The 12,254-nt window shown below is 70.6% G+C and carries 13 protein-coding genes and 1 tRNA gene; 6 read left to right on the top strand and 8 right to left on the bottom strand.

Annotated features, from left to right (window positions below):
* Window positions 1–122: 122 nt before the first annotated feature.
* Entirely contained in the window at window positions 123–974 is an 852-nt protein-coding gene (locus tag FLX08_RS30160; RefSeq protein ID WP_142623657.1) for a M23 family metallopeptidase, read from the bottom strand.
* A gap of 147 nt (window positions 975–1,121) precedes the next feature.
* On the opposite strand from FLX08_RS30160, the gene dnaG reads away from it, so the two are divergent.
* From dnaG to FLX08_RS30180, 4 genes are all read left to right on the top strand, one after another.
* Window positions 1,122–3,041: a DNA primase gene (gene dnaG / locus FLX08_RS30165; protein ID WP_244313002.1), complete on the top strand. Its 1,920-nt coding sequence runs from the start codon at window positions 1,122–1,124 to the stop codon at window positions 3,039–3,041.
* Window positions 3,042–3,220: 179 nt separating this feature from the next.
* Window positions 3,221–4,327 carry an RNA polymerase sigma factor RpoD gene (gene rpoD / locus FLX08_RS30170; protein WP_244313003.1) on the top strand — a complete coding sequence of 369 codons (1,107 nt, stop codon included), beginning with the start codon at window positions 3,221–3,223 and terminating at the stop codon, window positions 4,325–4,327.
* 153 nt (window positions 4,328–4,480) lie between these two features.
* Window positions 4,481–5,209, top strand: a complete 729-nt coding sequence (locus FLX08_RS30175) for a VOC family protein (RefSeq protein ID WP_142623660.1) — start codon at window positions 4,481–4,483, stop codon at window positions 5,207–5,209.
* Window positions 5,210–5,330: 121 nt separating this feature from the next.
* Window positions 5,331–5,834: a hypothetical protein gene (locus tag FLX08_RS30180; RefSeq protein WP_244313005.1), complete on the top strand. Its 504-nt coding sequence runs from the start codon at window positions 5,331–5,333 to the stop codon at window positions 5,832–5,834.
* Window positions 5,835–6,026: 192 nt separating this feature from the next.
* On the opposite strand, the gene FLX08_RS30185 is transcribed toward FLX08_RS30180, so the two are convergent.
* From FLX08_RS30185 to FLX08_RS42470, 5 genes are all read right to left on the bottom strand, one after another.
* Entirely contained in the window at window positions 6,027–6,917 is an 891-nt protein-coding gene (locus FLX08_RS30185; RefSeq protein WP_142623661.1) for a sulfite exporter TauE/SafE family protein, read from the bottom strand.
* Window positions 6,918–6,934: 17 nt separating this feature from the next.
* A complete protein-coding gene (locus FLX08_RS30190; RefSeq protein ID WP_244313006.1) occupies window positions 6,935–7,522 on the bottom strand; it encodes a rhodanese-like domain-containing protein in 588 nt (195 codons plus the stop codon).
* A gap of 69 nt (window positions 7,523–7,591) precedes the next feature.
* The gene (locus FLX08_RS30195) at window positions 7,592–8,932 is read right to left on the bottom strand and encodes an MBL fold metallo-hydrolase (RefSeq protein ID WP_142623662.1); all 1,341 of its coding nucleotides are present in this window, start codon (window positions 8,930–8,932) and stop codon (window positions 7,592–7,594) included.
* Window positions 8,933–9,167: 235 nt separating this feature from the next.
* Window positions 9,168–9,437 carry a metal-sensitive transcriptional regulator gene (locus FLX08_RS30200; RefSeq protein WP_142623663.1) on the bottom strand — a complete coding sequence of 90 codons (270 nt, stop codon included), beginning with the start codon at window positions 9,435–9,437 and terminating at the stop codon, window positions 9,168–9,170.
* Between the two features lie 140 nt (window positions 9,438–9,577).
* A complete protein-coding gene (locus tag FLX08_RS42470) occupies window positions 9,578–9,877 on the bottom strand; it encodes a YtxH domain-containing protein (RefSeq protein WP_244313007.1) in 300 nt (99 codons plus the stop codon).
* Between the two features lie 259 nt (window positions 9,878–10,136).
* On the opposite strand from FLX08_RS42470, the gene FLX08_RS30210 reads away from it, so the two are divergent.
* A tRNA-Asn gene (locus tag FLX08_RS30210) sits at window positions 10,137–10,209 on the top strand.
* A gap of 326 nt (window positions 10,210–10,535) precedes the next feature.
* Here FLX08_RS30210 and FLX08_RS30215 read toward each other — a convergent pair.
* Together FLX08_RS30215 and FLX08_RS30220 are read right to left on the bottom strand one after the other, a co-directional pair.
* Window positions 10,536–11,003: an SRPBCC family protein gene (locus FLX08_RS30215; protein WP_142623664.1), complete on the bottom strand. Its 468-nt coding sequence runs from the start codon at window positions 11,001–11,003 to the stop codon at window positions 10,536–10,538.
* A 152-nt stretch (window positions 11,004–11,155) separates the two neighbouring features.
* Complete coding sequence (locus FLX08_RS30220; RefSeq protein ID WP_142623665.1) at window positions 11,156–11,527, bottom strand: hypothetical protein; 372 nt, start codon at window positions 11,525–11,527, stop codon at window positions 11,156–11,158.
* A gap of 180 nt (window positions 11,528–11,707) precedes the next feature.
* Between FLX08_RS30220 and FLX08_RS30225 the strand changes: the two genes are divergently transcribed.
* Window positions 11,708–12,172, top strand: coding sequence for a hypothetical protein (locus FLX08_RS30225; protein ID WP_142623666.1), 465 nt, complete (start codon window positions 11,708–11,710; stop codon window positions 12,170–12,172).
* Window positions 12,173–12,254: the final 82 nt, after the last annotated feature.

The following is a 12,254-nucleotide window of genomic DNA, read 5'->3' on the forward strand; positions in this document are numbered from 1 at the left end:
CCGTGCTCACCGCCCTGCGCACCCGGCGGCAAGGCCGGTCCGGCCATCCGTCACGAGGCCCGGAAGCGGTTCTCCGGCGGCGCGGGGCCTGCTCGCCTAAAGCGGGATGACCACGACGTCGTCTAGAGCGGGATGACCACGACGTCGTCGTCGTCACCGCCACCGCCGCCGTTCTTCTTCTTTTTCTTCGTGGGCGGCTTGGTCTCGTCGGGGACGGGCGTGACCTGCTTGGAGGCGCACAGTTGCGTGCAGGGCGGGGTCGCGCCCATCTTCTTGCGCAGCGTGAGCATGGCCTTGCGCGGCGAGACGGTGCGGTTGCCGTCGTCCCAGGCGTCCAGGTAGGGCCACGGCGGCACCACACCCCGCCGCACCCACCAATACTGCGGCGCGACCGGCCACGACATGGCGAAGTAGAGGTTGCTCGCGGTGTCGCGCGCGTTGCCCGTGTTGCCCACCCGGCCGAGCAGCTGCCCGGCCTTGACCTTGGTGCCCGGGGTGACGTCCTGCTCCACGGAGTCGAGGTGGCCGCCGAGATACAGCACGCCGTCCTCGCCCTTGATCGTGACGAACCGGCCCTCCCGGTCGGGGCCGCGGTCGGTGGAGGGCGACCAGAGGTTCTTGAGGTTGACCTCCTGGACCACCCCGTCCACCGGCGACACGAACGCGCATCCCTTTGCCGCCCAGATGATCGTCTTGGGAAGCACGAGCAGCTTGCGGGAGTACGACACCTTGCAGCCCTTGATGGGGAAGGCGTACGTGTAGGGGGACACCTTCGGCGGCGGGACCCGCACCGGCTCGTCCCCGGGCGGAGGCACGACGTGGCCTGGCTGGGCGTCGTCCATGGCGGCCGTGATGCCGCCTCCCTGCGGCGGCGTGGGCGGCAGCGTGCTCACTCCCGCGACCCCGGCGGGCGCTCCGCAGGACGCCGCGACGAACGCGGCGCCGGCGAGGGCGGCCAGTCTCCCCGATCGCATGATCTCCACCTGGTCGACGTTACCGAACCTTTCCTTTCTAACGGACCAAGCCGCACATCACGACCGGTTCCGAAAAGTCGTGACATGTCCTGGACCATCCGCGGTGGAGCGTCCGGGCTGTCGGGGGCAGGCTCTAGACTCGCGAGCGTGGCAGGGCGAAGCGGTCGGATCAGTGACGAGGACATCGCGCTCGTGCGGGAGCGCTCGCCGATCGCCGACGTCGTCGGCGAGCACATCCAGCTCCGCAACGCGGGCGGGGGCAACCTGAAGGGGCTGTGCCCGTTCCATGACGAGAAGTCTCCCTCCTTCAACGTGACCCCGGCCCGGGGCTACTACTACTGCTTCGGCTGCGCCGAGGGCGGCGACGTCATCACGTTCGTCCGCAAGATCGAGAACCTGACGTTCACCGAGGCCGTCGAGCGGCTCGCCCAGCGCGCCGGCATCCAGCTCCGCTACGAGCAGGGCGGCTACGTGCCCGGCCGGGAGCAGGGCGAGCGGCTGCGGCTGATCGAGGCGCACCGCGCCGCCGCCGAGTTCTACGCCGAACGGCTGTCCGCCCCCGAGGCGGCGCCCGGCCGGCGCTTCCTGTCCGAGCGCGGCTTCGAGCGGGCCGACGCGGAGCGCTTCGGCGTCGGCTACGCCCCCAACGAGTGGGAGGCGCTCTCGCGCCACCTGATGGGCCGCGGGTTCACCTCACAGGAGCTGATCAAGGGCGGCCTGGCCCGCGAGGGCAGGCGCGGCCCCGTCGACCGGTTCCGCGGCCGGCTGATCTGGCCGATCCGCGACATCACCGGCGACGTCATCGGGTTCGGCGCGCGCAAGCTGCTCGACTCCGACGACGGTCCCAAATATCTGAACACCCCCGAGAGCCCGATCTACCACAAGAGCTCCGTGCTCTACGGGGTGGACCTCGCCAAGCGGGAGATCGCCAAGCGGTCCCAGGCCGTCATCGTGGAGGGCTACACGGACGTCATGGCCTGCCATCTGGCCGGTGTGCCGACCGCGGTGGCCACCTGCGGCACCTCCTTCGGGGAGGACCACATCAAGGTGCTGCGCCGGCTGCTGCTCGACCAGGCCGAGTTCCGGGGTGAGGTGATCTTCACCTTCGACGGCGACTCGGCGGGGCAGAAGGCCGCCCTGCGCGCGTTCCAGGACGAGCAGAAGTTCGTCACGCAGACCTTCGTCGCCGTGCAGCCCGACGGCCTCGACCCCTGCGACCTGCGGGTCAAGCAGGGCGACGGCGCCGTGCGCGACCTGATCGCCAGCCGCGAGCCGCTGTTCGCCTTCGCGATCCGCAGCACCCTCTCGCGCTACGACCTCAACACCAACGAGGGACGCCTCGCCGCGCTCGACGCCGCCGCGCCCATCGTGGCCTCGATCAAGGATCCCGGGCTCCGCAAGACCTACGTGGTCGACCTCGACCGCTGGCTCGGCTTCATCGACGAGGGCTTCGTCATCCAGCGCGTGCAGCAGGTCGTGGGGCGGACGCAGGAGGGCGGCCACGCTCCCGGACGCCGGCAGGCGGCGCGTGGAGCCGCGCCCGCGCGGCCCGCCCAGGCGCGCCAGGAGCCTCTGGACCCCGCGGTCCGACTGGAGGCGGAGGCGCTCAAGCTCGCCGTCCAGCGGCCCGCGCTGCTCGGGCCGGAGTTCGACGCGCTCGGCGCGGCGACGTTCACCCTGCCCGAGCACGTCGCGCTCTACGAGCTCATCGTGGCGGCGGGCGGGACCGTCGCCGGGGGGCCCGGCGGACGCGAGTGGGTCGACCGGCTGCTGGAGCAGGCCGACGCCGCGTCGCCCGGCGAAACCGGCATCGACCTGACATCGCTCGTCACCCGGTTCGCGGTCGAGGCCGTGCGCGCCGACGTCAACATCGAGGAGCGGTACGGCGCGGCGGTCCTGGCCAAGATCCAGGAGGTCGCGGTCGGCCGGGCCGTCGCCCAGGTGAAGTCCCGGCTGCAGCGGCTCAACCCGGTCGAGGAGCAGCAGGAGTACAACCGGCTGTTCGGCGAACTCGTGGCGCTGGAACAGCAGCGACGCGTGTTGCGAGAACGCGCCAGCGGGGCCTGAATAAACGTCCCTTTCCAGATCTCACAGTCGCCAAACATATGTTTTGATCTCGATTCGGTATTGACTTCCGCCTTACCTTGGGTGACAAAAATAGGCCTGCCATTTAGTGGTGCCTTTCCTGCACACTGTGTTGCGTGGGTGCATCGGTGCTGCCAAGCAGGCCGCCATCGGTAGACCAGGTGGCGGACCTTGTCGCGAAGGGAAGGGAACGCGGGAGCGTCACGGTTGACGACGTGGCCGCCGCGCTCGACCGATCCGAGCTTCCCGCCGACGCGCTGGAGCGCGTCGTGCGGATGCTCGCCGAGAACGGGGTTGAGGTCCTCGAGCCGCAGGGCGACGAGGAGCCCAGCAAGCCGGACGAGGAGGACATCGGCAAACGCGCTCCGACCAGCGACCTGGTCAGGATCTATCTCAGGGAGATCGGCAGGGTTCCGCTGCTCACCGCCGAGGAGGAGGTGGAGCTCGCCAAGGCCATCGAGGCCGGCCTGTTCGCGGAGGACAAGCTCTGCGAGAGCCCGGGCGCCAGGTTCGCCCGGCCGGAGCTGGAAGACCTGGTCTGGGAGGGCGTCCGCGCCAAGCAGCGGCTCATCGAGGCCAACCTCAGGCTCGTGGTCTCCATCGCCAAGCGCTATGTCGGGCGCGGAATGCTGTTCCTGGACCTCATTCAGGAAGGCAATCTCGGTCTCATCCGGGCCGTCGAGAAATTCGACTACACCAAGGGATACAAGTTCTCGACGTACGCGACCTGGTGGATTCGCCAGGCGATCACGCGGGCGATCGCCGACCAGGCGAGAACGATCCGGATTCCCGTGCACATGGTCGAAACGATCAATAAATTGGTCCGCGTGCAGCGGCAGCTCCACCAGGATCTCGGCCGGGAGCCGGCGCCCGAGGAGATCGCCGCCGAGATGGACCTGCCGATCGACCGCGTGGTGGAGATCCAGCGCATCGCGCAGGAGCCGGTCTCGCTCCAGGCGCCCATCGGCGAGGAGGACTCCGACCTCGGCGACTTCATCGAGGACGCCGACGCCGTGGTGCCGATGGAGGCCGCGGCCTTCATCATGCTGCAGGACCAGCTCGACGACATCCTGGCCACGCTGTCGGAGCGCGAGCAGCGGATCATCCAGCTCCGCTTCGGCCTCTCCGACGGCCACCCCCGCACACTGGAGGAGGTCGGCAGGGAGTTCGGCGTCACGCGTGAGCGCATCCGCCAGATCGAGTCCAAGACGCTGGCCAAGCTGCGCCACCCCACCCGCGCCCAGATGCTCCGGGACTACCTGGACTGACGGCGGCTGACCTGACACCAACCGCGAACGAGCGCCTCCCCTGGAGGCGCTCGTCGCCGTTGTGCGCCCGGTTTGGCGCAGGGCGTTGGCGCGATCCATATGCGAGCCGCGCCGGGGAGTGTCACCATCGCGGGCGATCGAAAGGGAGACGACATGAGTGAGCCCGCGGTCCGGCCGAACGAGACGACGGTGCCGTTGATGCCGTGCGCGTCGCCGGAGGAGACCCTGGCGTTCTACGAGGCGCTGGGATTCGAGACGACCTACAAACAGACCAGGCCCTATGTCTATCTGGCGCTGCGGTGGAGCGGAATCCATCTGCACTTCGGCCCGGCGCCCAAAGACCTGGATCCGGCCCGGGAGCAGTCCGGGGCCTGCCTGGTCATGGTCGACGCCGTCGCGCCGTACCACGCGGAGTTCGTCGCGGCGATGCGCCGCGTCTACGGGAAGGTGCTGAGCTCCGGCCTGCCGCGGATCACCCGCTACCGGCCCGGCGCGTCGCGGTTCACGCTGATGGATCCGTCCGGCAACTCGATCATCTTCATCCAGCGCGACGAGCAGGCCGAGGTGGAATACGGCGGTTCGAAGAAGCTGACGGGCCTGGCCAAGGCGCTCGACAACGCCCGGATCCTGCGCGAGTTCAAGAACGACGACCTGCAGGCCTTCCGCGCGCTCAAGTCCGCCGTGCGCAGGCACGGCCCGGACGCCTCGCCGGCCGAGCGGGCCATCGCCCTGTGTCACCTCGTCGACCTGGCCACGGTCCTCGGTGAGCCCGCCGATCCCTGGCTCGCCGATCTGCGGGGTCTTGAGCTCACCGCCGACGACAGGCAGCGTGTCGAATCGGAGCTCGGGCATCTCGCCGGACTTCGCGAGTGGCTCCCCTGAGCGCGAAGCGGCCCGCGCCCGGGTCCCGCGGCTCCCGGGTGCGGAGCCGTACGACAGGAGGGACGGGGCGCCGGATAGCCTCGGGGGTGTTAACGGTCGTCGTACGCTGGCGGTGCTCCCTTTGACCTCTCAGAAGCCCTCACTGTCCCGCCTGTTCGGCTCCCGGCTGCCCCGTGAGGCCCGCGCGGCTCTCGCCCTGGAGGGCGGCGAGCGCCCTGTCAGTCACGCGGTGACGCCGGAGGGCGGCCACATCGTCGCCACCACCCTTGCCCTGCACCTGCCGCACGGGCCGCGCCTGCCGTGGCACCTGATGGACAAGGCGGTGTGGGACGAGGAGGGCGTGACGGTCACGATGACGGACGGGGCCGTCCACCGGGCCCTCCTGACCGAGCCGGGCAGGCTGCCGGAGACGATCCGCGAGCGGGTGACCTCGACGATCGTCGCGAGCCGCCACGTCACCATCGACGGCCGCGGGGGAGTGCGCCTGGTCGCCCGCCGGATCCCCGGCTACGACACCCCGCGCTGGGAGTTCATCTTCGACCCCGGGCTCGATGCCGACGACCCCGGCCTGCGCGCCCACGCCGAGCAGGCGCTCGAAGAGGTGCGGCGCAGCCTCGGCGTGTGAAGCCGGCGAGCCCGGGCAGGGGACTCGGCGGGGACGTCCGGCTCTGCTCCGGTGGCCTGGACAGGACACCGGAGCAGAGCGGAGCCGGCGACGACCGGAAGAGGATCGTCACGCCGCGCTGTCCTCGATCGCCCCCGTCCGGGCCGGCCGGCCGCGCACGGAGCCTGCCGCGTCGCCGAGCAGGGGCGTGCGTCACGTGCGATTGAGTTCCCCGACGCGCAGGGCGCCTCCGTCCAGCCGGCGTCCCTGGCACAGGAACAGATAGATGACCCCCGCCGCGACGGCCGCGGCGCCGGCCAGCAGCGCGGTGACGCCCCACACGGTGTGGAACAGCTCGGGCGGCGCCTGCTGGAGCAGCACGAATCCGCCCATGACGAGGACGAACCAGCCGAAACCCTTGCGCAGGCGGTCGGCGTGGACGCGCCCGGCCAGCCAGCCCCCGGCGAGACCGCCGGCGACCGCCATCGCCGTAACGGGCAGGGCGATCGACCAGTCGACGGGGACGGTCTGCAGGTAGCCGGCCAGCCCGGCGAACGACTTCATCGCGATGACGACCAGGGAGGTGGCGACGGCCGTGCTCATCGGCATGCCGCCGAGCAGCACCAGCGCGGGGACGACGAGGAAGCCTCCGCCGGCCCCGACCAGGCCGGTGACCAGGCCGACGACGACGCCTTCGACGAGGACGTGGAGGAGCGGCAGATCCTTGTGGGCCCGCGCGGGCCGAGGCGTCCCGCGGCGGCAGATCATGGCGACGGCGGTGGCCGCCATCATCAGCGCGAACCCCGCCAGCAGCGCCGTCGTCGGCAGGCGCGGCCCGATGAGGCCGCCGCCGTACGCTCCGGCCATTCCCGCCAGGCCGAAGACCAGCCCGGTCCGCCACCGGATGCGCCCGGCCCGGGCGTGGGCGACGGCGCTGACCACGCTGGTCACGCCGACGACGAACAGGGACATGGCGATCGCGGACTTGGCCGGGACACCCGCGACGTAGACGAGCAGAGGGACGGTCAGGATCGATCCGCCGCCGCCGAACAGGCCCAGGGTCAGGCCGACGACGACGGCGCCGGCCAGAGTGAGAGCGGTCATGTCGTCGTCTCGATCCGTCAGGCCGCGCTGCGACCGGGGCGGCGGATACAGGCGAGAGCGGCGTCCACGTCGGCGCCCGCGCCGCGGTTGTACGGCAGGCGGGAGAGCAGCATGCCCATGGCGCAGGTGTCGGTCAGCCCGGCGAAGACCAGGCCCGCGCCGACGAAGGCGCCGGCGAAGCGCGCCCCTGGCAGCCACAGGTCGGCCACGATCGAGGCGAGCACGATGCCGCCCGCGACCACGCGGACCTGGCGTTCCAGGCTCCACCGCTGTCTGCCGCGCACCACGGGGGCGCCGGAGGCGATCCAGGCGTTCATCCCGCCGGTGAGCACGACCGTGTCGGGCAGTCCCGCCTCGCAGAGCTTCTTGTGCGCCTGGGTGGCCCGGCCGCCGGACTGGCAGATGAGCAGCATCCTCCCGCCGGCGTCGGCGACGATCCGCCGCAGGTGGGCGTCGACCTGGTCGAGCGGCAGGTTGATCGCGCCGCCGATGTGCGCGGTCTCGAACTCGGCGGGGGTCCGCACGTCCACGACCAGCACGTCGGGGTTGGCGGCGATCAGCGCACGGGCGGTCGCGGTGTCGATGTTCGGGGATTCGGTGTTCACGGCTTCCTTCTCGTTCTCGTGTGCGGGGGGTCTGGGGTCAGGCCGCTTCTCGTGTGTGGGGGTCTGGGCTCAGGCCGCGCGGCGGGTCCGCAGCGTGGCGACCACGTCGGGCACGCCGGCGCCGTCGAGCGCGACCGGCGTGTATCCCGCGGCCGCGAGCAGCGTGGCGGCGATGGCCGCGCGCCGGCCCGATCCACAGGCCACGAGCACCGGGCGCTCGCGGTCCAGTTCGGCGGGGACGCCATCGGTCACCAGGTCGGGGAGGAATCGCTCGACGGCTCCCTCCAGGCGCACGGCCTGGCGTTCGTTCGGCATGCGCACGTCCAGCACCTGGGCGCCGGGCTGGGCCGTCCGTGCCGTGAAGGCCGCCAGGTCCAGCCGTTCGAACGTCGCGGTCGCGGCCGGGCCGAGGTCGCGCACGACGCCGCGCACGGTGTCGACGCCGATCTGCGCCAGCTGGGTCACCGCCTCGCCGGCGTCCTGGCCGGGCTCGGCCACGAGCACGATCGGCGACCGGTACGGCAGCAGCCACCCGGCCCAGCTGCCGAAGTCCGCCCCCAGCTCGATGCCGACAGAGCCGGGCAGGAAGCCGTCCGCCTGCCTCTCGCGCGGGCGGATGTCGACCACGCGCGCGTCTTCGGGCAGGTCGGCGACGGCCAGTTCGGGCACGCCGACGGAGGGCATCGGCGGCACGCCGAGCGTGTTGGCGGGGCCCATGTACCGGTAGAAGGCCGGGATCGGCATGGGTGCGGCGAGCAGTTCGTCGGCCAGTTGTTCGGCGTCCTCGATGGCGAGCAGCGGGTTGGACCTCATCTCCTCGCCGATAGTCGAGGTGTAGCGGCCGGCCCCGCTCGCGCTGCAGAAGGACCCCTCGCCGTGCGTCGGGAACAGCCCGACCTCGGGCGGCAGCGCCGCCAGCCGGCGCAGCGAGCCGTGCTGCAGCCGGGCCAGGGTCCGGGCCCGGGCCATGCCGAGCAGGTCGGGCCGGCCCGCCGAGGCCACCAGGAGGCTGCCGCCGGAGAACACCGCGACCGGTTCACCCTCGATGAGCACCAGGTAGCTGGTGTGCTCCGGGGTGTGCCCCGGGGTGTGGACCGGCCGCAGGGACAGGCCGTCCCCTCCCTCGATGTCCTCCAGGTGGAACGCCGGGGTGTGAGGGTAGGCGGGCGCGGCTGCGGCGGGCAGGACCAGCTCGGCTCCGGTACGCAGAGCCGCCTGCTCGCCGCCCGACACGTAGTCGTTGTGCAGGTGGGTCTCCAGCACGAAGCGCAGCTCCACGTCGCGCTCGGCCGCCGCCCGCAGGAACCTGTCGATGTCGCGCTGCGGGTCGACGAGCACTCCCTTGCCTTCGTGGGTCAGCAGGTAGGTCTGGTCACCGAGACCCGGAGTGCGGAAGGACACGATCTCCATAGGGGAACACCTCATTTCTAAATACCCCCGGGGGTATGTGACGAGCATAAAAAACCGTGGACCGCTCCGGCCGTCGAGTACGCCTCGGCGTGGACGCCGGCGCGGGGATCGGCGCCCGGGAATATACCCCCGGGGGTATCCACCGAATATGCGAAGGCGGGCCTTCCTCCGGGGGAGTCCACGGCGAAGGCCTACCTGCGCGTGCGGGGGGGCTTTGTGGGGTGGGGCAGAGAATCTAGGCGAGGGCCAGGAACAGCTTCTCCAGCTCGGCCATGCTTATCGGAGCCTCCTCGCCCCGCTCCTGTGCGGCGTGACAGTGCCGCAGGCCGCTGGCGACGAGCTTGAATCCGGCCCGGTCGATCGCCTTGGAGACCGCGGCCAGCTGGGTCAGCACCTTGGTGCAGTCCTCGCCCGCCTCGATCATCGCGATCACTCCGGCGAGCTGGCCGTGCGCCCGGCGCAAACGCGTCACCGCGTCGCCGACCATTGCCTCGTTCATCTGCATGTCTCATTTATACCCCCGGGGGTACCTGGGGGCAAATCGGCTTCACCCGTGGCCCCCGGCATCGTGCCGGGGGCTCGCCGCCTGATCTCCGGGGTCGTGGGCTGCTCCGGCGGTCGAGGGCGTAATCGGCCGGGGGCGGCTCAGGGGATCTGGTCGGCGCCGGCCGGCCAGCCGGTGGCCGTGCCGACCCGGTCGGTCCTGTCGGACTCCCAGGACTCCGTCTTCCTGAGGAACGGCACCTTGTCGCCTGCGAGGTCCTTGGCCTTGCCCGCCACCTTCGACGCCTGAGCGCCGACCAGCCCCGCGGCCTCCTGGACTGTGGGGCTGTCCGCGAACCGCTGCGCGAAACGCTTGATCTGCTCGTAGCGCTCACGCCCGGCCCGTGTGCCGAGGACGTAGCCGATGGCCAGCCCGGCGGCGAACATCGCCCTGTATCGCATCTTCCACCTCCGCGCTCGTGTTCCCCGCCCCCTACCCCGAGGGCCTGTCTCTATCCAACCGCAGCCGTCCCGGCCCCGCCCGGGTGGGCTCCGGGGGCGTCCCGGCGCTCTTTGCCGTATGCCGATCAAGACCCGACGACTCGCGGACGAATTCGATGTGACAGGCACCCCCAGGAGTGCGCTAATCTAGTTCCGCGCCGCAAGGAAAGCCGAAAGGCCGGAACGAGCGGAGCAGGCAGTACCAGCAGTAAAAGCACGATCCCGTGTAGCTCAATCGGCAGAGCAGCCGGCTGTTAACCGGCAGGTTATAGGTTCGAGTCCTATCGCGGGAGCAATTCACCCGGGGCGGTGGTCACAGACCACCGCCCCGAGGCGTTTTCACGGATACGGCTGTGGACGAAGGTCACCAAGGGAGCGGGCAGCGGCCGCCGCTCTCGCGATGGTCTTCAAGCTCGTTGAGTCCGCCCGGCAACGCCGGCGAGCCGTGAACGCACCCCACCTCGTCGCACCCGTCCGGGCCGGAGCCCGCTTCGAACGCGGCGACCTCGTCGAACGCCCCGAGACTCACGTCGCTTGAACAACCACGACCGAGCCGCTGATCTTGGACAGTCGGTCTGCGCGAAGCATCGTGATCGGGCCTGCGCACAGCCGACTTGAGTCATCCGGCCGTCTCGACGTACGACGCCAGGTTGGCCAGCGAGGAGGCGATGCCAGCTTCGTGGTCCGCTTGGTCGATGCCGGGCGGCACGTCCGTGGCGGTGACGGTCACCTCGGTCCCGTCACCGGCGGCGGCGAGGTGCCAGGTCATGGTCATAGTGCCTGCGTACGACGGATCGTCGGCCTCGAACACCGCCCGCTGCACCACACGCTTCGGTGGCACCAGGTCGGCGAACCCGACGTCGACGACATCCGTCGATTCCGAGGTCTTGCCGGGGCTGTCGGTGGGGTTGAGGTAGGTGAGGATCATCCGGAACCCGCCGCCAGGCCGGGGATCCCACCGCTCGACCCGCCCGCGCATGCCGTCCGGCGGCAGCCAGGCCTCGAGCGACTCCCGGTCGAGGAGGGCGCCGTAGACAGTCGCCGGTGGTGCCGCGATGACCCGGCTGGCGCGGTCGGTCCTGCTCATGGCCCGAGCCTAGGACCAAAGTTCTGCTGAGCCCATGCTCGTCGAACGAACCCGCCGAAGAAACCAGCCAGCAATCAAGAGACGACCACAGGGCTTGACTATTCTCCGCCAAGGGCCAGGCGCGGGGCCGAAGGACGCGTGGCTATGGCTGTTCAGCGGCTGCAGAGTTCTTGATACGCCTCGTGCAGCTCGGCGGCCTCAGGTAGGCATCGCGCTTCCAATGCTCTGATCACCTCGGCCGCACGCCAGTAGTTCGAGGGCACCAGGAGCCCACTCGTGATCGCGGTGAGGGCCGCGTGCCCGGCCTCTTCGGGTTGGTCGGCGGCGAGCTCCAGCGCTCGCCGGTAGTCACCGGTGGTAAGGAGCTGCCATGCCTCCGTCTCCAGGCGCCACGCCGCGATCTCCTGGTGCTCGGTGTCCTTGGCGAACTGGGCGGCGGTGCGAAGCCGCGCCGCGGCTGCCGGGAACCGACGTAGATCGATGAGACAGGTCGCGGCCAGCAGCGACAGCCAGCCACCGGCCACGAGGAGCCGTCGGTGCTCGGAGAGGCGACCTGACCGGCGCGGTGAACCAGATCCGCGACTACGTGGAGCAGTGCCGCACCGACATCCGTAGGGGAAATCAGAAACTCTTCCACAGCGTGCGCTCACCGTCGTCACCAGCGGCGAGGAGGCCAAGATCGGCACGTTCACCGCCACGCCTCGGTGGCCGAGCCGGCCGGTGCGATCTATGGTGCCGACGACCCCGAGGTGCTGGATCTCCGGACACGGCTGGCGAATGCGCTCTTCGAAGACGGTGATTACCTGCGCGCCGCTGCCGCCTATAACCGGCTCGCTCCCGACCTGGCTCGGCGCTGCGGGCCTGACGACGAGCGGACGTTCCAGTGCCGCATGCAGGAGGCCATGCGCCAGGCGCACCTGGACGACAGCGATCTGGCCCTTCGTCTGCTGCGTGACCTGCTCGCGGACCAGCAGCGTGCCTGTCCGGCCGGCGACCAGCGGACGCTGGAGCTGCGCCGTCAGATCGGCGAGATGGAAAGGCGATCCGGTGACCTCGCCGGTGCCCACCTTACGATCGCCGAGCTGTACGACGCGTTGTGCCGTCGCTTCGGCCGAGACCATCCGGCGACCGCACGAGTAGGGGAGAGCCTTGCGGTGCTGGAGATCTGAAGCGGCCGGTGTGTGGATTTGGCGGACAAATCCGGGGACATCGCGGAAAATGTGATCGCCGTGGCCGTACGGGCCGCGGCTG

It is taken from the genome of Microbispora hainanensis (genome assembly GCF_006874475.1).
Classification (GTDB): Bacteria; Actinomycetota; Actinomycetes; order Streptosporangiales; family Streptosporangiaceae; genus Microbispora; species Microbispora hainanensis.